This is a genomic window from Chitinophaga sp. CF418, from assembly GCF_900142925.1.
Classification (GTDB): Bacteria; Bacteroidota; Bacteroidia; order Chitinophagales; family Chitinophagaceae; genus Chitinophaga.
The window spans coordinates 232,730-254,301 of record NZ_FRCN01000015.1 but is presented as its reverse complement, the minus strand read 5'-3'; the positions used below and the strand labels follow the sequence as shown (position 1 = coordinate 254,301).

Below are 21,572 nucleotides of genomic sequence, written 5' to 3'. Positions count from 1 at the left end.
TGGCTAGCAGTGTGGCATGTGGAATGAATTATTCCCCGAGTAACAGGTCATACAGTTCTTTGGCCATTTTCTGGTAGCCAGGCGCGTTATCAGGCTTGATGAAGTGTTTTAAAGCGCCCATTTGCTGGCACTTCTCCTCCTCGCTACCGCTATCGAAGGCAGAGTAGGTTACTACCGGAATTTCCCGGAAAGCATCACTTCTTTTAATGTAATACAGGACATCATAGCCATGTCCTGCAGCTGACAGGATCACATCCGGGAACAGGATATCGGATTCCTCCATGATATCTTTCAGGATCTTTCCATCTTCTGCCACCGCCACCACATTAAATAGCCCTGTATCGGCAAATGATTCCTGTATCAGGACCTTACCATTTGCATCGTTTTCTGCTATAAGTATGTTTAGTTTTCCCATAGTATTACAAAGGTGGGGTATTCTCTGCTTTTTGAAAATATTTAAAAAAAATTTTGCTGAATAAACAATTTTCCTACCTTTGCAATCCCAAACGGGAAAGGCCGCGTTGGTCAATCGGCTAAGACGCCTCCCTTTCACGGAGGAATGACGGGTTCGACTCCCGTACGCGGTACGAAAAAAGGAACATCGAATGATGTTCCTTTTTTATTTTAAGCCAATTCCCTTACCGGCCTGATATCTTACCTTTATTTTAAAGCTCACTTGTTAAAAAGTCCATCAGGTTTTTTTGAATTATTCCATCATTATCTTGACCAATTAACACATCATTTAACGTAATTACATACTTGGGATAATTATCTTCGATTTTCAGCAGATTACCAAATTCTCTGTTGGCCGTGTTTTCATCATTGATAGTAAGGCAAACTTGAACATAGATTTTGGCCCCGTTCTTATCTGCAACAAAATCTATCTCCTTATCACCTAACTTCCCTACAAAGACTTTATAGTTTTGCTGTTTTAAATATAAGTAAACAGCATTCTCCATAAGCTTATGAATGTCTGCACGCTGATTAAAGCCAACGATTGCATTACGCAGACCAAGATCTTCAAAATAATATTTCTCCCCGATTTCAAATATTTTCAGTCCTCCAATTTCTGATCTTACCACTTTGTGTACAAAGAAAGTGTTGCATAAAGCTCGTAGGTAGTTAATAGTGAGCTGCGGGGAGATATCAACCCTTTGGGATTTAAGATACTTGCTGATATTGCTGGCCGAAAACAAACCGCCTGTATTGTCTGCGAGATAAGTTACCAGATTTTCTAAAAATGAAACATTCCGAATATTTTCCCGGGCCACAACATCTTTTAATAAAATAGTGGAGTAAACATTGCGCAGATACTCATATGGCAGATCATCCTGCAGTCCGATATTACTCAAAAACGGCATACCGCCATACCTGAGATAAAGTACGAGCGATTCAAATTTATTTTCAAGCTGGTGAAATTGCAAAAATTCCTGGTAACTGAGACTATGGATATTAAATACCAAATATCTGCCAGATAAAAACGTAGCCAATTCACCGGATAACATATTGGCATTACTGCCAGTACAGTAAATATCGCAGATTCCCTTTGCCAGTAAACTGCGCAGGGTTCTTTCGAATTCCTGTACCTCCTGCACTTCATCTATAAAGAAATAATTGTTCTTATCTTCAACGAACTTATCTTCAATGTAAGCACTTAAATCTGTATGCGTTTTAATATGGATATAATTATCCAATTCCATATTAATATAAACAATGTTGGCGTTCTGATCAGTATTGCGGATATGTTCCATCAATTGAAGCATCACATAGCTTTTACCGACCCTCCTTTGCCCAGTCAGCACCTTAATTACCTGCTTATTAATAAACGGAATTACCCTTTCAGTATATAATGGTCTTTGTATAAGTTTCATGTATATCGTAAACTTTACTTAAAGATAGCAAAGTTTCATGTATATCGTAAACTTAATTCGTTGGTATAGATTTAATGCTTTGGCCTTGTATGACCGTATAATTATTCAAGTATTAGCCTTATCATATTAAAATCACAGACCCAAATGTTCGACATCTGTCCGGCCCGTTGTACACGAAATATAAAGCCTTGTAAATGAAAGTACGTGGCTTTTTTAATCTCCTGATGGGTAAATCGAACCTGGGATCTTTACAATATTAACTACTATTCCTTAGCAGCATATAAATAATATTACGCGCATCAGGGTTCAATTCAATCAAATCTTCTTCAAAGACAGATCCATCCCTCAGTTGAGCAATTAGTATCAGCAGATAAGTTGATCCTTTCACATTATCATATCGTGTGCTATGTGGTTTTGTTAATTAAACGTTTGCCGGAACTCTAAAGGCGATATACTGGTTTTTCTTTTAAACAGCTTATTAAAAGATTGCGGATACTCGAAGCCTAAATGATAAGCGATTTCGGCAACTGACAGACTGGTTACCGATAAATATTCCTTCGCTTTTTCGATTAATCTTTCCTGAATATGTTGCTGTGCGCTTTGGCCGGTAAGTGAACGTAAAAGATCGCTTAGATAATGTGGTGAAAGATTCAACTGATTCCCTAAGAACTCAACCGTAGGAAGTCCGGTCTTTTGGGTTTGGTCCCCATCAAGATACTCGGTTAACAGCTGGTCCACCTTTGACAATATATCGTGATTAACAGCCTTCCTGGTGATAAATTGTCTTTCATAAAAACGATTACTATAATTCAATAACAAATCGATCTGGGAAAGAATGATATTCTGTGTATGCTTGTCTATATGCTGATACTCCTGATCAATCTTCAGAAAAATATCCTCAATATCTTTTTCCTCCTTTTCTGAAAGATGCAGCGCTTCATTAATGGCGTAGGAAAAGAACCCATAATTTTTGATAGTAGCTGCAAGCGGATGTTTGTAAAGAAAATCAGGGTGGATCAGCAACGCATACCCTGATGCTGGGTTAAGTATATCAGTTTGCGAAGCATCAAGTGACATGATTTGCCTGGGAGCAATGAAAGTCATTACACCTTTATCGTAGTCGTAATATTTCTGGCCGTATTTCGTTTTTCCGCCAATATTTTTTTTCAGTGATATGCAGTAAAAATTCACTGAAAAGTTTTGCCATACAGCAGGATCTGTAAAACGTATATCCGAAATGCGGATGACACTTACCAACGGGTGCAATGGCTCTGGCAAAGATAACAGGCGATGTTTTTCGGATATGGAATTGATAACCTTCATTTGACTTATTTTACAAATTTACAACCGGCAACCGGCTTTTCGGTGAGTTGCCGGTGTTTTAAATCAATAACCTAAGAATTGCTTTCTGATCTCTTTTCTGAATTCTTCACTTCCAAGCTCCAAACGGCGTGTGTAAATCGCTTTTGAATCTTCCCCTGCAATATATCGAATCTGGTCCTTACCATCTGTGGCAGCTTCATAAACGATCTCTGCAATTTGTTCGGGAGATGCCGCCGCATGCATCATTGAATCGGTCATAGCGAATAACTTATCCTCTAAACTTTTATAGGCCGGGTGTAAGTTCCTGTCAAGGGATCTGTTTAAAAAATCAGTTGCGATACCGCCCGGAGCAACTGTTTTGATGCCAATATTATGCAAACCCAGTTCAAACGACATGCTTTCAGACCAGCCTTCAATTCCAAACTTGGTAGCATGGTAAATGGAATGTAAAGGAAATCCCAAAAATCCGCCCATGGAGGTTGTACTGATAAATAATCCGCTTTTCTTTTCCCTTAAATGAGGGATAAAAGCATGTGTTACCCGTATTACACCCAACAAGTTAGTGTTGATTTGCCTTAAAATCTGTTCATCGCTAAATGCCTCCATGGCGCCCATTAAACCGTAACCTGCGTTATTAAACACTACATCAATCGCATATAATGAAACGGCTTTTGCAACGGTGCTGTTGATTTGCTCAAGGTTAGTCACGTCCAGCGGTAAAAGTGTTATATTTTCAAACTGACTAAGCTCAGTTTCTTTTTCCGGATTTCGCATAGTTGCGATAACATTCCAACCTCTTGATTGAAATAGTTTGGCAGTAGCTTTACCCAAACCTGCTGAAGCGCCTGTTATAAATATGGTTTTGTTCATTTTCGCAGTATATATTTACATTGCAAAAATCCGGCAATTATCATCGGGGTGTGTTTCCAAACCGGGTATAGTTGTATCCAAATTGCAGGTTGTTATTTATATTGACTTCTAAACGGAACATCTGTTGCATGTACGTGGCGGGAGACCATTAAGTATTCTTAACTAAGAGGATTGGCTGGAGGGAACTGCCATAAGACGTGCACTATAAAACTCAATCTCCCCCAAAAAATTCGACAGTTGTCCGGTCCGTTGTACCAAAGAAAGAATCCCAGGCTGAAAAGTCTGGGATTTTTGATTTTGGAGAAACAATCTCATTATATTTTGCTTAGCTTTCCTGAACTAACATTAAATTTTATAATGAAAAAAGCAAGATTAGAAGCATTTAGCGACGGTGTACTGGCCATCATTATTACTATTATGGTGCTGGAAATAAAAGTGCCCCACGGTGAACAGTTTTCCGATCTGAAAGGGATTATTCCTATTTTTCTGAGCTATGCATTAAGCTTCCTTTACATTGGTATCTACTGGAATAATCATCATCATATGGTGTCTACCGTTCACCTGGTTTCTGGCGACATACTCTGGGCAAATTTGCATCTCCTGTTTTGGTTGTCATTGGTACCCTTTGCAACCGGATGGATAGGCGAAAACCATTTTTCTGCAGCTCCTATGTCCCTATATGGGTTTATTCTTTTAATGGCGGGCATCGCCTATTACATTTTACAAAGCCTGATCATTAAGAATGAAGGCAAGGATTCGCTGCTAAAAAAGGCTATCGGTAAAGATTTAAAAGGAAAGATTTCGCCTTTCCTGTATATCGCAGCCATTGGCTTTTCCTGGCTGAATCCTATTATTGCAGGTTTAATTTACGTTATTGCTGCTTTGATATGGCTTATACCTGACAAGCGCATTGAAAGACTTCTCCGCCAAAATAAAGAAGCAACTACCACAAACGATTTTTAAAGTGTTATTCCCATTTTAAATTGTACATCATTCGATGATCGCTCCTGTTCTGCAGGAATAGGCTCGGCATTTGTTCTACACGTTGCACAAGGAAAGGTTGCTCAGATGAGCTACCGTTTTTATTGGCTTTTCCAACCAGCATCAGGCAAGGGTGATAGTTTTACAGAGAAATTTGTTGATCCCCTACGCAAGGGGCATCCTAATTTGCTTAGTCGTTCACAGGCGAAAGGCATACCCCAACACCACAACTGCTGCACCCGTTTTATTTGAGCCATTCACATTATCTTTCTGGATGTTAATAAAACCATAGTTACCGCCGCCCTCAATAAACACATTGCCTTTAGCTAAGTTATAGGCCAATCCTATATGACCGTTGATACCAGCATTGAAACGATGCAGGTCATCCTTTATGTTCTCTGTATTATCAAAAGACTGCGCGCCAATAGGTAATGCCTGTTGATGCCCGCTGTCCAGATAAACTTCACTTGTACCACTGGTTTCATTTTTAGCAGATACGACTACACTTGCAAAAGGACCTGCCGCGATATAAAGGTCCCAGCGTGATGGCAGATGAAAATGATACTTAGCTAGTATTGGCAACATCAGATAGTTAATCTTAGCCTCGCTTTTATAGTTGGCGTATAAGTATTGTGGCACCTGCCCTGGTGGAAATAATGCTTCCATTTCCGCAGGCACGGCAAATGCCTGATTTCCATTTTTTTTACCACCCTGGGAAGAATACTCGAATTGTGGCTGGATTGAGAAGCGCTTTGAAAGATGGAATTCAGCGTGTACAGCCACATCTGGCCCTAACCGGGAACCATAACCTCTATTGATAGGATTATCTCCATCACCCGAAGTCAAATTTGGAATACTTAATCCTGCCTTAATCCCTAAATCAATATGGGTTTGAGCAAAAGAATTATGCATGAGAAAAAATGGAATGCAAAGCACAAGCTGGTTGATAACTCTTTTCATCCTTGTTTTTTTAAAGTTTATAGTAAACTATACAGACCCATTAAAGTAATGTATGGAGTATATCGGGATTAAATGTCTGTAGTTGATTGGAAATTTTAAGTACCTGAAGATAAGCAAAAGCCTGGCATTCCGCACCATTTTTTGGGGATATCCTCAGCATTCACGTTACAATATATTATGATTAGTCACATTTAGAGATCTGCATGTGAAGATTTCCGCCTGCCTGTTACTACCCCTTCTTTATAATTGAAGATAATTTCTCCCTGTTCTTAATAATGATCGTTTTTCCTGAAAGCTCAATGATATGATCGCCCGTGAACTCGTTCATTACCTTAAATATTGTTTCATACGTTGTTCCTGCATAAGATGCAAGATCCTGCCTGGTTAGTGTACCTTTAATAGTTCCATCTTTATCGCAACCAAATACTTCTGCGATTTTTAGTATGGTATCCGCAATACGGCTTTTTACATCCATGTGCACCATATTACGCATCCCCTTTTCAGCCTCCTGTAAATCGTGGGCATAATAAAGCATTAACTGATAAGTAAGTTCAGGATTTATTCTGAGCGTAGTTTTAAGAAACTCTGTGGAAATAAAACAAACAGATGCATCTTCTATGGCAGTAGCAGAGACAGGATAATGCTGATTTGCACCTATCCCCCTGTGCCCAAGTACATCACCTTCTTTTGCCAATTTGATGATGAGTTCCTTATCATCGCCCCACCTTTTATGTATTTTAACCTTTCCTTCATGCAGAAAATAAAATCCTGTAACAGGATCATCCTCCCGGAATATTGTCTGCCCTTTCTTGAAATTCAACAGCTTTGAATTATTGTCAATAGCAACTTCCCATTCAGGTAAAGCATACTTTTTTAGAAAGCAATTGGTATGTTGGTGCATAATCAAAGATAGAAAAACATTGCCTATGCAATGTTTTTAAAGTATTTTTGATAAATAAATTTAATAAAATATTGTTTTCGCAATACTTTTGTAAAAGAAAACGACATTTTATGTACAATAAAGATACTGACGAGTCTATTTCAATAGCACCGTCCCTCGACCTTATTATTGATAAGGAACAGGAAGAGAACCGGCCGCCGGTTTCCAAAAGGATTTTATACCTGAGCATTCAGGTAATATTTAATGCCATTATAATAGGTTTTATCGCAAAGGCACTGGTCGCTTTGATCAGCCTTATCACGAATCTTTCATTTTACGGAAAGTTTTCGATTGAAGAAAGTAGTCCGGTACACAATCAACTTGGCTGGCTGGTAATCATTATACCGGTAATGGGCGGTCTTGTGGTTGGTATCATGGCGCGTATCGGGTCTTCAGCCATACGTGGACATGGCATACCAGAGGCTATGGAACAGGTGCTTATAAATAAAAGCCGTATAAAGCCCATCATTACCTTATTAAAGCCGCTTTCTGCGGCTATTTCGATAGGCACTGGCGGTCCCTTTGGTGCGGAAGGCCCTATCATTTCTACCGGTGGTGCATTTGGTTCACTGACGGGACAGATCATGCACATTTCCCCCAATGAACGGAAAATTATGCTGACCGCAGGCGCCACAGCTGGTATGGCCGCTATTTTCGGCACTCCGGTAGCAGCAGTATTACTTGCTATCGAATTGCTGCTGTTTGAGTTTTCGCCCCGTTCTATTATACCTGTAGCTTTGGGCTGCGCAACAGGCGCGGCCATGCATTATGCTCTTTTCAGTGATGCTCCCGTGTTTTCGATGCCCGCTATTCCTCCTGCAGGGTCAGAGGCGATGATCTGTTATGTAGCTATGGGGGCAGTTATAGGTCTGATTGCGGCTTTTGTAACCAAAAGTATCTACTTCATTGAAGACCTGTTTGAAAAACTTCCTGTGCACTGGATGTGGTGGCCGGCAATAGGCTCTCTTGCCGTGGGTATAACAGGTTATTTCGCTCCATACACCATGGGTGTCGGTTATAGCAATATCTCTCAGCTGCTGAGTGGCAACATCAGCGTTCAGCTTATACTTGGACTCTGTTTTCTTAAATTTATTTCCTGGTCAGTTTCTTTAGGAAGTGGCACTTCAGGAGGAACACTTGCCCCACTGTTAACTATCGGCGGAGCTACCGGTCTGGGGCTTGGCATTATTGTGACATCGCTGTTTCCGCAGATTAACATCAGTCTGCCTACCTGCGCGCTCATAGGCATGGCCGCTATGTTTGCAGGATCAGCAAGAGCGCTGCTTACTTCGATAGTTTTTGCCTTCGAAACTACCTTACAACCACATGGCTTATTACCATTACTGGGTGCATGCACCGCTTCCTACTTTGTTTCCTTCTTTATGATGAAAAGCTCTATCATGACGGAGAAAATTAACCGCAGGGGTGTGCCAACACCTGATGCCTATGAACCGGATATTTTACGGGAACTGAATGTGGAAGAGGTAATGGATAAAAATATTCCGGCTGTAAGGTTGGATGAAAGTATCAAAGATGTATTAGAAGCATCAGACGCAAAAATACAAAACGGATATGGCGCAATTATTCTTGACAAAGAGGATAAGGTATGCGGAACAATAAATTTAAAAGTTCTGTATCAGGGAGTATTAAAAGGACATACTACTATGTCTGAGTTAAAATATGAAAAGGTTTTTGTGTTCCCCAACAGCACTTTACTTGCTGCCATTATATTAATGGAAGAGCGTAAATTGGACCTACTGCCCGTAGTTTCCAGGCAAAACAAGGAAAAAGTGCTTGGTGTTATCACAAAAAATCTGATCCTTTCCACTTATCGCAGAAGACGCGAGGATAGTGATGAACATCAACGGGAAATTTCAATAAAGCGAAGCGGCTACAAACTCCTGGCTAGAACGAAAAGGTTGAGACAGGAACAGTCTAAAAGATTTTTCAGAGGAACAAGGTAACCCCTCCATACCGGGGATTGACGGCAGCAGTACAGATGTATTGCTGCCGTTTTTTGTATTAGTAATTTCCCCGCCAGTGCTGTCAATGCTTCGTGCAGACAAGGCTAAATCAGACGCTAACTGAAGGTGTGATCGGGAAATGCTTCGATATGATAACCCTGCTATTATATCTATTTCCCCCATTGCGTATTTCCGCAAAATAATTTGGTAGCTGCCGCAACATAATTTGATGTTCTTGCTAATTACCGGCCGGGGCTTTCCTTCTACATTTACGGCAAATTGATCCACCAAACATTCAAAAGATGAAAGCCTCAAAGTTATTTTTAAAATCAGTTGCTAAATTAGGAATCAGAAAAGTATTCGGCATAGTAGGCGGAGAAGCGCAGGCAATGCAGTTCGATGAAGAAGCATCCCTGGACTTTTATCTCACCCGCCACGAATTTGCCGCCGGTATTATGGCGGATGTATTTGGCCGCATGACAGGAGAACCACAGATGTGCTATTCCACTTTTGGTCCCGGACTATCCAATCTGTCTACCGGTATCGTTTCTGCTATTCTTGACAGATCCCCGATGCTGGCAGTGTCAGCACAGATCCCAAGGGCAGAAGTTCACTTTAACCAGACCCACCAGTGCATAGACAACGTATCCATGATGCGCCCTATCACCAAATTTGCGGCGCAGATAGAAAACATCCTCGAAATACCTGAACTGCTTAAAACAGCGCTTGAAATAGCAGTTAACGATATTCCCGGTCCTGTGTACCTGAGTTTCCCTACTGATGTAATGGAACAGGAAATGCCTGATGAAGAAGCAGAAGCCCTGCTGCAAACCCTTTCCCCGGTAAAAAGAAAATCTGCTCCTCTTCCAGACTTCCGTCAGTTAGACACAGTGCTCAGCAAAATAAAAGACGCCAAAAAGCCGCTGGTCATTGTTGGCAATCAGCTGATCAGAGACAATTGCTGCGAAGAACTGTTAGCATTTATAGACGCACTTAACATACCCGTTATCTCCACGCTGGCATCAAAAGGTATTGTTCCTGAAGATCATCCATTGTTCATTACTCCCTGCAATAAGTACATAGACAAAATATATCATGAAGAGCTTGTATCCCAGATCTTTGATAACAGTGATCTTCTGTTACTGATCGGTTACGACTTCGGAGAAGACCTGAAGTCCAGCCTGTGGAAAAATAAGAAGGAGACCATTGTTATCAATACCCATTATAATGATATGGGTAAGGTATTTCAACCGGATATCCTTTTCACCGGCGATCTGAAACAGGTACTCCCTTATATCATGCAACAGGGAATAACTCCTAAAGAAGACAACGAAGCATTGCTTGAATTAAAACAACTTTTCGATAAAAGAGCTCCTTTTGTAAGTGAAGAGTTTTCAAATATTCCGCTGATCATTCAGTCTGTCAGGAATGCATTAGGTGAATCAGGAGTGCTGTGCAGTGATATCGGATTACACAAACAATATGCAGGATTACTGAGCAAAACCTATGAACCGGATACTTTTATGTGCTCAAATGTATGTGGTACATTCGGCTTTGGTCTGCCTGCAGGCATGGGCGCTAAACTGGCCAGGCCTGCTGAAAGAGTAGCCGTTATCTGCGGAGATGGAGGATTCCACTCTACCAGCCAGGACCTTGAAACAGCTGTCCGTTACAATATCCCTATTGTGATCGTTGTGCTGAAAGACAATGCCTTTGGTCTGATCAAATACTACCAGTTCCTTGAAAGAGATGAGATCTTTAAGCGTAGCGTTGAATTTGGTAACGTAGACTTCGTAAAACTGGCAGAAGCGAATGGTATGAAAAGCATACAGCTGGAAGCACCCGAGCAGCTGGAATCAATGATGGAAGTGGCATTTTCCACCAACAAACCTATGCTGATTGAAATTCCTATTGTATATGACTACAGATTCAGAGAAGTTGCAGTACCTGAAGAAATGGAAATCAATGACTAAGTATATTGCCAATTATAGCCCCCTCACTCCCCTATTGTTCCTCGAAAGAGCTGCTGCCTTTTATAAAGATAAAACAGCCGTTGTACAGGACAATATCAGAAAAACATATGGAGCATTGTACAATGATTGTACCTGCACTGCCATGCGTTTCAGGGAACTGGGGGTGCAACCCGGGGACCGCATAGCTTACATCAGCAGGAATAATCACCAGCTGCTGGAAGCACATTATGCGGTTCCCATGTGCGGGGCCATCCTTGTTCCCATTAACTACCGGCTGAATGAAAGGGAAATCAGCTATATCCTGAAACATGCAGCCGTAAAGATCCTCGTTTCCGAAGAACAGTACTATCACGAATCTTACAGCGATATCGTTGAAGTGCATATGTTCATCAACAGTGAAGATCTTTATAAAAACGAATCGATCTACAAATATAAAGCCCCGCGGATCAGCGAAGACGACACCATCTCTCTGAACTACACCAGCGGTACAACCGGGCACCCGAAGGGAGTAATGTACTCTCACCGGAGTACCTATCTGAATACGCTCGGAGAATGCATCACGGCTTCGCTCACAGCCGACTGTAATTACCTGTGGATACTTCCCATGTTCCATTGTAACGGATGGTGTTATACCTGGGCTGTGACAGCGATAGGAGGAACACATTTCTTTATAGACAGTTTTGACCCTGAATATATTGTCTCCTATATCACCAGTCAGCAAATCACGCATCTGTGTGCCGCACCTACCGTGCTTATACAGCTGCAACAGGCCATTAACTTTTCTCTGCTGGGAAGCTATGGTAAACTAACCATCATCACGGCAGGCTCCGCACCCGCGCCTGATACCATCAGAAGATTTGAAGAAAATGATGTAAAGATCATTCATGTATATGGCCTGACGGAAACACATGGTCCTCATTCCGTTTGTGAAACCAGCGACAGGTCAAGACAAGGCATTGCCAGTGTACATGCGGTGTTCATGAACGTTGTAGACGATCAGCAGCGTTCTGTAGCGTGGGATGGTAAAACGATCGGAGAAGTGGTGGTACGCGGTAACAATATTATGCAGGGGTATTATAAGGATATAAAATTAACCCGCCAGGCGTTCAAAGGCGGCTGGTTTCATACAGGCGATCTTGCTGTGATCCATCAGGATGGACATGCCGAAATAGTAGACAGGAAGAAAGATCTTATTATCAGTGGTGGAGAAAATATCTCATCTATTGAAGTGGAGAACGTACTGTATCAACACCCTGATATCCTGTTGGCCGCCGTCATCCCCGTACATGATCACAAATGGGGGGAGATACCCCAAGCTGTCATTGAACTAAAAAAGGGAAGGATCGTTTCGGATAAAGAGATCATTGCATTCTGCAGAGATAAACTGGCACACTACAAATGCCCCAAAGCTGTCATCTTCGATACAATCCCCAGGACCAATACAGGCAAAGTGCAGAAAAACAAGTTAAAAGAAAAATATTACTATCATGGAAAATAACACCCTTCAAACACAACTTACGGATCTTTTTAACATTACCGGCAACAGTACTCACCAGGTACTGGAATTTAAAAAAGGCATCAATAACGTTATTGTATTTGACCCCGGCGCTAACCACACCAGCTTCTGTAAAAGCAGTATCAGCCGTATTGATGGCAAAACAGGCCAGTTATTCTATGGCGCCACCCCCATTGAAGAAAAGATCAGCGAAACGGACTTCGAGGGACTCGCATTCCAGTTAATTACACAAAGTGATAATAATCCCTCCGGAGAGCTACAGTTCAGCAGAGGTATGCACCGCTATTTTGTATTAGACGCAGAGATACAGACAGTACTGCAACATTTACCCTCATCCATACATCCTATGGATTTTCTGCTGGTGGGTGTAACCGCCCTGTCAGGCATTGAAGAGAAATACCTTCCCGGCAATGAAGATCCGCTGGTACAGGCACAGTTCATTATCGCCCAGCTTTTTGTGATCGCAGCATATTATTATCAGTTGCAAAATAAGATTACGTGGAACAGCAGCACATCAGAGCAACCTGTTTATCATCGTTTTTTACAACAGGTATCTCCCGAAAAAGCTGACCTGTATGCGCCGCTCTTTAATATCATCCTGATGTTGCATGCGGAACATGGGCAAAACTGTTCTACAGCAACCGTTCGTAATATCGCCAGTGCAGGAGGAGATATTTATACAGCGATAGCCAGTGGCATTGCAGCATTTAAAGGTAGGTTACATGGTGGCGCCAGTCAGTATGTATCACAGATGTATAACGAGATCATCCAAAGAGATATCAGCGCCAGCGAGTTTATTGCCGAAAAGATGAGTCGCAGGGAAGTGATCTATGGTTTCGGACACCGCATCTATAAAAACTGGGACCCAAGAGCAAGGATCATGTATAATATGTTACAGTCTGATGATCCTGTATATGCCAGCGTAGATGTGATCAGAAGATTAGCTTTTGAACTGACAGATCATGTAAGCAACGATACCTATTTCAGCAGCAGGTTCATCTTCCCTAATCCGGACCTGTTCAATAATGTATTCTATACATTGTTCGGCATGCCTTCTTCTATGAACACAGTAATGCTATCACTCAGCAGAGTAGCCGGCTGGATCGCACATTATTATGAGAACCTGTCCGACCGTCTCCCTATTATCAGACCACAGGAATTATACAAATAACGTGAGCAGAAAAATACAGCATATTATAGTAGTAGGATGCGGGCTGCATTTCAGAGAGCGATACTATTCTGTACTGCAGCAGCAAGCGGGAATAAAGATCAGTATGGTGATAGATCTTGAGGCGGAAGAAGAGCGCATCCGGCATTTCTTTTCAGGCAAATCACTGCTTCCTGAACAGTATCTTTTTCTTCCCGATCAGTATCGTAACGATCTTACTCCTGAAGAACTGGATAAACTGTTATGCGGCAGGATAAATAAAAAATTAATAGATGCGGTGATCATCTGTACAGAACCCAAGGCCCATAAAGCGTATGCTATATGGGCTGTCAGGAATAACATACATGTGTTCACAGACAAACCGCTGACCGCTTTTTCGTCAAGACAACCATCGGAATCGCTGTTGCAGGACTTCTATGATATTACGGGAGAGATCCGGAATGACCAGCTGAACTTTGTTATCTCCTGTGAACGGCGTGCACATACCGGTTATAATTATGTCAGACAGTTTCTTTCAGAGCTGATCAGTACTTACCGTGTGCCGATCACATTTATAGATATCCATTTCGGCGGAGGTATGTGGAATATGCCGGATGAACTTTTCTATCGGGAAAATCATCCATATAAATACGGATACGGTGTAATGCTGCATTCAGGCTATCATTATATTGACCTGTTGTTCAGCCTGATGTCGCTCAACAAAGTCCTCTATCCTGATATGCATGCATCCACTCTTCATGCGTTAGAGATCTCTCCTGCCGATCATCTTGGGATGATCGATCAGGCAGTATATGAAAGATGTCTGCATACAGACCGGTTCAGCGAATACTTTCAACCTGAAAATATCAGCCGCCTGCATGATTTCGGAGAGACGGATGTTACGCTGACAGGAGATTTCAAAAGTAACGGTAAACGGATCTCTCATTATTGTCTTAAGCTGATGGAAACCTCTGCCTCAAACAGGGGCTGGCATCAGCTGCCCGAGAATACGTATATCAGCAATGGCCGGCTCAGACAGGAATCTATAATTATACATGTGGGTCCTCTCTGTTCTGTTCACATCAGCAGTCATTCGTTGTCCAAACAGCAGTCGGCAGATAAAACAGAACATTTTACAATAGAGATCATCAACAATACAAATGTTACAGGTCATGCCGGTTACATACAGCTAAACAGGCAGGATATTAGTGAGATGTACCCGGAAATGCCGTTGAATAAAGGCATGAATGTAGCTGCCCGCCAATGGCAGCTGCAAAACTTCCTGCAGGGTGGTGATGCACATTCTTCATTGTTATCTCACAGGGAAAGTATTGCCTTTATAGATAAAGTTTACAGACAGCTTCAAACAAATATGGAATATGATAATGCCGCAAACGAACGGATACATGTTTGATACAGTATACGACAGACGGTTTACGGATTCCCATAAATGGGATAAAATACCGGAATACAGCTTATCGATGTGGCTGGCCGATATGGATTTCAGAACACCAGCCCCTATACTGGATGCCCTCCGGCAAAAAGTATCCACAGGCTTTCTCGGTTATCCTGCAATCAATGAACAGTATATGGAAACAGTGTTAAACTGGTTCACAGCTTTTCATCACTATAATACAGAAGGGATCAGCATAAGCCCTGTAACCGGTATTATCCCTGCCCTATCTGCCATTATACAGCGATACACTTCCGAAGGTGCTGAAATTATTATCCAGGCGCCGGCTTATTACAGGTTCATGGAAATCACACAGAACCGGACCATTTTATTCAACCCTTTAAAAATTGATGAAGACGGTCAGTACCAGATGGATTTTGAACAGCTGGACTCCCTTTTACCTTTGCAGCCACAGATCTTCGTGCTCTGCTCTCCACATAACCCTGTAGGCAGAGTATGGAGTTATGAAGATCTGCTGCGCATTGCGGAATATTGCCTTGAAAATGAGATCCTGCTGATTGCTGATGAGATACATTGTGATCTCGTATTACCAGGTTATCATTTCACGTCGGTAGCCACCTTGCCAACACGTTATTTACAGAATACCATTATCCTTCATTCTTCCACAAAAACTTTTAATATTGCAGGGCTGAGAGGCGGGCATGTAGTTGTATTTAATCAACGGATGCAAAGGGAACTATCAAAGGTTTTTGATCTTTATGGTATCAATAAAGTGAATACTGCTTTTCTTACAGCAACAATGGCAGGTTACACCCATTGCCGCGATTGGACGATCTCATTAAATAAATATATTGCCAATAATTATCATTACGTCCGGACATTCATACAGGAGCATATTCCGCAGTTAAAAACATTTCAGCAGGAAGCCACGTACCTGATGTGGATTGACTACCGTGCATTACAGATCAGCGAAGATGATTTCTTCTCCACACTGGACCGGGAGCTTATTGTATCAAAAGGAACAATATTCAGTGAATATGGAAAAGGCTTTTTCAGAATGAACATTGCCTGTCCACTGGACATTATAAAAAAGGCAATGCAGATATTACACACTCAAATACACCATTTATGAAGATCCATATTGTAGGAGCATCCTGCTCGGGTGTTACCAGCCTCGGAGAATATCTTTCAACAACACTCAATGTGCCATACTTTGATACGGACGAATATTTCTGGGAGAAAAGCGATCCCCCTTTTACTGTAAGAAGAGATCCGGCAGTACGGAATAATATGATATTACAGGAGCTCAATCAACATAAGAGCTGGCTACTGGGAGGTTCTGTTATCAACTGGCAGCTGGATACCGCATTTGATCTGATCGTTTTCCTGTGGCTGCCGCAGGATATCAGGATCAGCCGGCTGAAAGCACGGGAACTGGAAAGATATGGAGATGTTATCTATACTGATGCTGACAGGAATAAACAATTTAATGAGTTTATTGACTGGGCATCGGGATACGATGATAATACGGCCCGCGGCAGAACCTTAGAGGCGCATCAGCAATGGCTGGCAGCCTCTCCGTTTCCGGTACTGGAACTGAAAGGAGATCTGTCCATCCAGGAGCGCACAGCAAAGGTGATGGAGAAATTATCCGCCATACAGCAAGAGATGTCTTCGAAATGAATACAACTTATCTTGCAAAGACATTCTCCAGCCTGATCCGGCACAGGAATTACAGACTGCTTTTTTTCAGCCTCAGTATATCTCAGATAGGCACCAGTATACAGGACATTGCACAGTCATGGTTAATTCTTGAAAAAACGCATTCTGCACAGGCTATTGCCTTGCTCACTGCCTGCCTGTTCATGCCCTATGCCCTATTGGGTCTGATCAGTGCACCATTGCTGGAGAAGTTAAACCCACGGATAACGATGATCATCTGTCAGTCTTTATCCATGTTATCTGCCATTGTATTGTCGCTGCTCTGCTTTACAGGCCAGATCGAATTGTTCCATCTTTACCTGTTGGCCCTGCTGAGAGGATTTATTGTCGTCATTAATAACCCTGTACGTCAGTTGCTGATCCGTCAGTGTGTGGAAAGGTCGCAGGTACCCAATGCCATTGCCCTGAATACTTCGGTGTTTAACCTTGCCAAGGTGCTTGGCCCAGCTATAGGGGGACTACTACTGGCAGGTATGGGTGCGGCCTATTGTTTCCTGTTCAACGCAGTGTCTTTTGCATTTGTTATACACAGTCTCTTTATCATGCAGGAGCAGGAGCTGTATCCTTATGCAAACAATAAAACAAAACAGTCGCTGTTGAGCCGTATCAGAAACGCTTTGGGCTATGTTATCAGCAACCGGCAACTGTCTGTACCCTTTGCTGTACTTTTCCTGGTGTCCCTGCTCTGTATTAATTTTTCTGTTATCCTTCCCATCATTTCAGGCATGTTACTACAGACAAATGCGAAAGAGTTTGGCTATATCAATGCCCTATTCGGACTGGGTGCATTTGCGGGCGCCATTGTCTCGGCTTATCTGTCAAAGGTAAACTTTAATTTTATGATGGTCTCCGCAGCAGGATTAGGAATGATGTTCATACTGCTTGCCTTGGCTGGTAATATCTGGCTGACGGGCAGCCTGCTGATCATCACCGGTTATTTTTATACGACCTATACAACTGTGACCAGTGCCTATATTCAACTTCGTTCAGAAGAAGAATACCAGGTCAATACCATTGCATTGTATACCTATATTCTCACAGGCATCAATCCTGCGGGAGCTTTCCTGATAGGTTTTCTTGAAAAGACCGGAGGTGCGGCCACAGCGCTGATCATCCCCGGCATTGTTGCCCTGGTGTCATCCTTCTGCGGATATCTTGCCAATAAATCAACGGTGTTGCGCTTCCCATGAGAGATATCAATCGTACGTTCGAGTTAACAGGTATGGCAGGCAGAAGAAATTACTTCTATTATGAAGCGGATACCGCTCGGCAAATACTTCATCTTCACAACAAAAATCCATTAAACAAAAAAGCAGGTATTACCAGCAACTCATTCTACCTTGCAGGTGGCCGCAAACATATTGTACACGATACGATGACCGTCATTCCCGATATTATCAGGAATGAAATAAATGGTATAGATAAAAGAGCGCAGTCATGGCGCAGGCAGAAACATATCCTGCTGGAATATGCCAATGCACAGCCGGGAGAAGATATGACATTACGCTATACTACTAAAGACGGATCAAGGATTATTATGACAGGTGTTACCCGCTACAGAGACTCCCTTTATATTGTTCTGGACAAAGTAGAAAAACATTACCTGCTTACGGAAAGTTCACTAAACGCCGGCAATTATTAGACAATTAAATTACCATTAAATTGAACAGCTCATCTTGCCTGAAAAAAAATTTCAGGCTATATTACATGTATAAATAATTTACTTTAACCCGTAAATTCCTGTTATAATTGTGTTGCCCGTTAATCCAGAAACAGCACACCCCTCAAGCTAAAATACCACAAAACTCTAAGCCTGTAATTTAAACAATACTCATCCTTAGTTCTTATTTTTATGCCAGCGACACACATTAAATTAGCCATTTTAGATAACTATACTCTATTTATCAAAACATTAAAAAGTTATCTCTCAGAAAGAAAAAATATTACCGTTGCTATTCAGTCGTCCAATGAATATGACCTGCTGCAACAACTAAAACATACGCAGATAGATGCGTTACTGGTAGATATACTAATGCCTACACTCACAGATACCATTATATTGATCCGCCAGGAATATCCCCGTATAAAAATACTGCTGCTTGGAACCGACAAAGATATTCATCTCATGTGCGACCTGCTGGAACTGGGGATATATGGCTTCATTTCCAAATCAGGAGATCCTGAGGATCTGTTGCAGGCAATAGATGCTGTAAAAGAAAACAGGGTTTACAGGAACAGGTTATTTACCGATGTATTGTATGAAAATACGCAGCATTTGAATGGTCGTAATAAAACAAAAAACGAGGCCACGCTGAATGAGAGAGAGAAAAAGATCCTTCAGTTGTTATGGGACGAAAAAAGTAATAAGGATATAGCTGCTCAGTTGTTTGTAAGCATCCGGACAGTAGAGAAGACGCGACAGGACTTGAAGGATAAGTTAGGGGTGAGGTCTACTGTGGGGATTCTAAAGTATGCGATAAAAAACAAGATAATTGTGAATTAGTTTGGTACATATCAATCCTGCTTAACAACTTTATCCCAAAAACCATCACTCATTTTATGAATAGCGTTACCAGCTTTATCCTGCTCTTTTTGCAGCCTGGTAATCTTTGTCTTATTCCCGGAATTATGAGCAGCCAGCAGTTCAGCGGCTACCGCTGTATCATGCCATTTACCTATGGCATCCTGCATCTGATCCAGATAGTCGATATTTAATGTCAATGAAGAGACTAAGGGTTTGTTAAGTATACCGTGAACATATACGAGGTTTTTTATTCTCTTGCGGGCTTCATGAAGTTGATCTGTGGATGTTGTAGTTACAACAATGGCTATTTTTTTTAACTGCCGGTTAACCCAATGTTTAATGTCGCTATTGCGAACAGGGTGTAATGATTTAAGAAAGGAGCTCATTGCATTCCTGACATCGTCATTATAGTCGGTTTTATGTAAACGGAACTTCGCTGTTTCTTTCCGGATCGTATCAGTTGCTTCGGCGTTAAATGCCGGATGATGAATATCAAACTGCTTTATCATTTGCAGATTAATATTGGCATCCCTGATAACTCCTGCGCGGTGAAATATTCTCTTTATATTTTTTTTAATAGTAACCTCATGCTCCCCCTTATATAATTCTGTCATTTTTGAAAAAGCTTTCAGCTTTTTGATCTCCACGCGTAGTTTATGCAATGCTTCCTGGCTTCCGGATGCAGCAAAAGTTTGCAACTGGTCTCGCAGTTCCAGACACCGTTTAACGAGGTATTTCCGTTGTCTTTTCCTCTTAAGCATACCCACTACTTTATAGTTAAAGTTACCACTAATTCCCCACTGGTGCGTCCTCTGCTATTGTTCGGGAGCTTCAAAAAATTCCGCCGCCCTTTTCACTCATCAAAAATTCTATAAACCCCATATTTATTTTTTTACATTAGGCAGCCCATTCTAAACTTCTATCTGCAAAAAATATTAAATCTATAAACAGGTCACATCGTTATGAAAAGGAGAGATTTTATTAAAACCGGTGGTCTTGCTGGCGTAGGGGCAGGCTTAACCATCCTCAACTTCCCGGTATTCGGGAAAAACGCCCCCAGCAATAAACTGGTATTAGGTGTAATGGGTGTCAATTCCCGGGGGAACTGGCTGGCACAGTGTGCAGCTAAACTGCCAGGTGCAGAGATAGGTTATATCTGCGACGTGGAAGACGGCGCTATTGCCAAAGGGTTAAAGGCTGTTGCCAGCGCCCAGGACCGTAAACCTACTGTTATTAAAGACATCCGTCAGCTGCTGGAGCGTAAAGATTTTGATGCGCTGTTTGTTGCGACCCCGGACCATTGGCATGCACCAGCGGCAATAATGGCCACAGCGGCAGGTAAGCACGTATATGTGGAAAAACCCTGCGCCCACAATCCGGCAGAAGGGGAATTACTGATTGCAGCAGCAAAGAAATATAACCGTCTGGTACAGATGGGGAGCCAGCGCCGTTCCTGGCCCAATATGCAACAGGCTATAAAAGAAGTCAGGGAACAACAGGTGCTGGGTAAGATATACTATGGAAAAAGCTGGTATACCAATAACCGTCAGCCTATTGGTATTGGTAAGAAAATAGCCGTGCCGGATACCCTGAACTGGGATTTATGGCAGGGGCCAGCTCCACGCCGCGACTACCTGGACAATATCGTTCACTATAACTGGCACTGGCGCTGGCACTGGGGTACCTCAGAGACCTGTAACAACGGTACCCACGAACTGGATTGCCTGCGTTGGTTCATGGACCTGGAATTTCCTACCAAAGTGACCTCTGCCGGCGGGCGCTATGCCTATCCGAAAGACGACTGGGAAACACCAGACACTCAGACCCTCAATTTTGAATTTGAAGGTGGCAAAGCTATCTCCTGGGAAGGACGCAGCTGCAGTTCATTCAACCTGGAAGGCAGCGACCGCGGCTTTGCCATTTTCGGAGATAATGGCACCCTGTACAACTCCGGAGGCGACAGCTACAAGCTAGTAGACACCAAAGGCAAGACCGTTAAAGAGGTGAAACAGGCTACCAATACCAATCAGAGTGCCGTTAACACGGTTAGCCCTGCCGGCGAGTACTACGATGCAATACATATCAATAACTTCCTCGAAAGCATCCGGGGCAATGCCAAACTCAATGCTGAAATAAATGTCGCCTTCCGCAGTACACTGCTTCCCTTGCTCGGCAATATTGCCCAGCGCACAGGCAAGGTATTACATACTGATCCTTCCAATGGACACATCCTCAATGATGCCGAAGCCATGAAATTGTGGAAAAGAGAGTACGAAAAAGGATGGGCTCCAAAAGCCTGAAAAAGGGATTGAAAACTTTTTTGACGTTCGCGTAAGGGTATATTCGACCCTTCGTGTTATACTATTG

19 protein-coding genes and 1 tRNA gene are annotated in these 21,572 nt (G+C 42.2%); 13 read left to right on the top strand and 7 right to left on the bottom strand.

Annotated features, from left to right (window positions below; all coding sequences use genetic code 11):
- Positions 1 to 28: 28 nt before the first annotated feature.
- Positions 29 to 415, bottom strand: coding sequence for a response regulator (locus F3I09_RS28805; protein ID WP_149698514.1), 387 nt, complete (start codon positions 413 to 415; stop codon positions 29 to 31).
- Between the two features lie 100 nt (positions 416 to 515).
- Between F3I09_RS28805 and F3I09_RS28800 the strand changes: the two genes are divergently transcribed.
- Positions 516 to 587, top strand: a tRNA-Glu gene (locus F3I09_RS28800).
- A gap of 78 nt (positions 588 to 665) precedes the next feature.
- On the opposite strand, the gene F3I09_RS28795 is transcribed toward F3I09_RS28800, so the two are convergent.
- From F3I09_RS28795 to F3I09_RS28785, 3 genes are all read right to left on the bottom strand, one after another.
- Positions 666 to 1,871: an ATP-binding protein gene (locus F3I09_RS28795; RefSeq protein ID WP_149698513.1), complete on the bottom strand. Its 1,206-nt coding sequence runs from the start codon at positions 1,869 to 1,871 to the stop codon at positions 666 to 668.
- A gap of 417 nt (positions 1,872 to 2,288) precedes the next feature.
- Positions 2,289 to 3,194: an AraC family transcriptional regulator gene (locus F3I09_RS28790; RefSeq protein WP_149698512.1), complete on the bottom strand. Its 906-nt coding sequence runs from the start codon at positions 3,192 to 3,194 to the stop codon at positions 2,289 to 2,291.
- Positions 3,195 to 3,257: 63 nt separating this feature from the next.
- On the bottom strand, positions 3,258 to 4,064 hold the full coding sequence (locus tag F3I09_RS28785) for an SDR family oxidoreductase (protein ID WP_149698511.1): 807 nt from the start codon (positions 4,062 to 4,064) through the stop codon (positions 3,258 to 3,260).
- 357 nt (positions 4,065 to 4,421) lie between these two features.
- Between F3I09_RS28785 and F3I09_RS28780 the strand changes: the two genes are divergently transcribed.
- On the top strand, positions 4,422 to 5,027 hold the full coding sequence (locus F3I09_RS28780) for a TMEM175 family protein (protein ID WP_149698510.1): 606 nt from the start codon (positions 4,422 to 4,424) through the stop codon (positions 5,025 to 5,027).
- 216 nt (positions 5,028 to 5,243) lie between these two features.
- Here F3I09_RS28780 and F3I09_RS28775 read toward each other — a convergent pair whose 3' ends face one another.
- Positions 5,244 to 6,005 (bottom strand): porin family protein, encoded by a 762-nt coding sequence (locus F3I09_RS28775; protein ID WP_149698509.1) that lies wholly within the window; start codon positions 6,003 to 6,005, stop codon positions 5,244 to 5,246.
- Between the two features lie 229 nt (positions 6,006 to 6,234).
- Positions 6,235 to 6,825 carry a Crp/Fnr family transcriptional regulator gene (locus F3I09_RS28770; RefSeq protein ID WP_223233424.1) on the bottom strand — a complete coding sequence of 197 codons (591 nt, stop codon included), beginning with the start codon at positions 6,823 to 6,825 and terminating at the stop codon, positions 6,235 to 6,237.
- A 191-nt stretch (positions 6,826 to 7,016) separates the two neighbouring features.
- Here F3I09_RS28770 and F3I09_RS28765 point away from each other — a divergent pair, with 191 nt between their 5' ends.
- The 10 genes from F3I09_RS28765 to F3I09_RS28720 all read left to right on the top strand — a co-directional run bounded on the left by F3I09_RS28765 (position 7,017) and on the right by F3I09_RS28720 (position 19,184).
- Positions 7,017 to 8,909: a chloride channel protein gene (locus F3I09_RS28765; RefSeq protein WP_149698507.1), complete on the top strand. Its 1,893-nt coding sequence runs from the start codon at positions 7,017 to 7,019 to the stop codon at positions 8,907 to 8,909.
- Between the two features lie 302 nt (positions 8,910 to 9,211).
- Entirely contained in the window at positions 9,212 to 10,882 is a 1,671-nt protein-coding gene (locus F3I09_RS28760) for a thiamine pyrophosphate-binding protein (RefSeq protein ID WP_149698506.1), read from the top strand.
- Positions 10,827 to 12,380, top strand: a complete 1,554-nt coding sequence (locus F3I09_RS28755) for an AMP-binding protein (RefSeq protein WP_149698505.1) — start codon at positions 10,827 to 10,829, stop codon at positions 12,378 to 12,380. The genes F3I09_RS28760 and F3I09_RS28755 overlap by 56 nt, the downstream gene beginning before the upstream one ends.
- Positions 12,370 to 13,569 (top strand): citrate/2-methylcitrate synthase, encoded by a 1,200-nt coding sequence (locus F3I09_RS28750; RefSeq protein WP_149698504.1) that lies wholly within the window; start codon positions 12,370 to 12,372, stop codon positions 13,567 to 13,569. Before F3I09_RS28755 ends, F3I09_RS28750 begins: the two co-directional genes overlap by 11 nt.
- 1 nt (position 13,570) lies before the next feature.
- On the top strand, positions 13,571 to 14,959 hold the full coding sequence (locus F3I09_RS28745; protein WP_188133993.1) for a Gfo/Idh/MocA family oxidoreductase: 1,389 nt from the start codon (positions 13,571 to 13,573) through the stop codon (positions 14,957 to 14,959).
- Positions 14,952 to 16,091: a MalY/PatB family protein gene (locus tag F3I09_RS28740; protein ID WP_188133992.1), complete on the top strand. Its 1,140-nt coding sequence runs from the start codon at positions 14,952 to 14,954 to the stop codon at positions 16,089 to 16,091. Before F3I09_RS28745 ends, F3I09_RS28740 begins: the two co-directional genes overlap by 8 nt.
- The gene (locus F3I09_RS28735; protein WP_149698501.1) at positions 16,088 to 16,642 is read left to right on the top strand and encodes an adenylate kinase; all 555 of its coding nucleotides are present in this window, start codon (positions 16,088 to 16,090) and stop codon (positions 16,640 to 16,642) included. Before F3I09_RS28740 ends, F3I09_RS28735 begins: the two co-directional genes overlap by 4 nt.
- Positions 16,639 to 17,871: an MFS transporter gene (locus F3I09_RS28730; RefSeq protein ID WP_188133991.1), complete on the top strand. Its 1,233-nt coding sequence runs from the start codon at positions 16,639 to 16,641 to the stop codon at positions 17,869 to 17,871. The genes F3I09_RS28735 and F3I09_RS28730 overlap by 4 nt, the downstream gene beginning before the upstream one ends.
- Entirely contained in the window at positions 17,868 to 18,323 is a 456-nt protein-coding gene (locus F3I09_RS28725) for a hypothetical protein (RefSeq protein ID WP_149698499.1), read from the top strand. The genes F3I09_RS28730 and F3I09_RS28725 overlap by 4 nt, the downstream gene beginning before the upstream one ends.
- A gap of 210 nt (positions 18,324 to 18,533) precedes the next feature.
- Positions 18,534 to 19,184 (top strand): response regulator transcription factor, encoded by a 651-nt coding sequence (locus F3I09_RS28720; protein ID WP_149698498.1) that lies wholly within the window; start codon positions 18,534 to 18,536, stop codon positions 19,182 to 19,184.
- An 11-nt stretch (positions 19,185 to 19,195) separates the two neighbouring features.
- Here the strand turns inward: F3I09_RS28720 and F3I09_RS28715 are convergent, their stop codons facing one another.
- Positions 19,196 to 19,966 (bottom strand): CHAD domain-containing protein, encoded by a 771-nt coding sequence (locus F3I09_RS28715; protein WP_149698497.1) that lies wholly within the window; start codon positions 19,964 to 19,966, stop codon positions 19,196 to 19,198.
- Positions 19,967 to 20,167: 201 nt separating this feature from the next.
- Here F3I09_RS28715 and F3I09_RS28710 point away from each other — a divergent pair, with 201 nt between their 5' ends.
- Positions 20,168 to 21,505: a Gfo/Idh/MocA family protein gene (locus tag F3I09_RS28710; protein WP_149698496.1), complete on the top strand. Its 1,338-nt coding sequence runs from the start codon at positions 20,168 to 20,170 to the stop codon at positions 21,503 to 21,505.
- Positions 21,506 to 21,572: the final 67 nt, after the last annotated feature.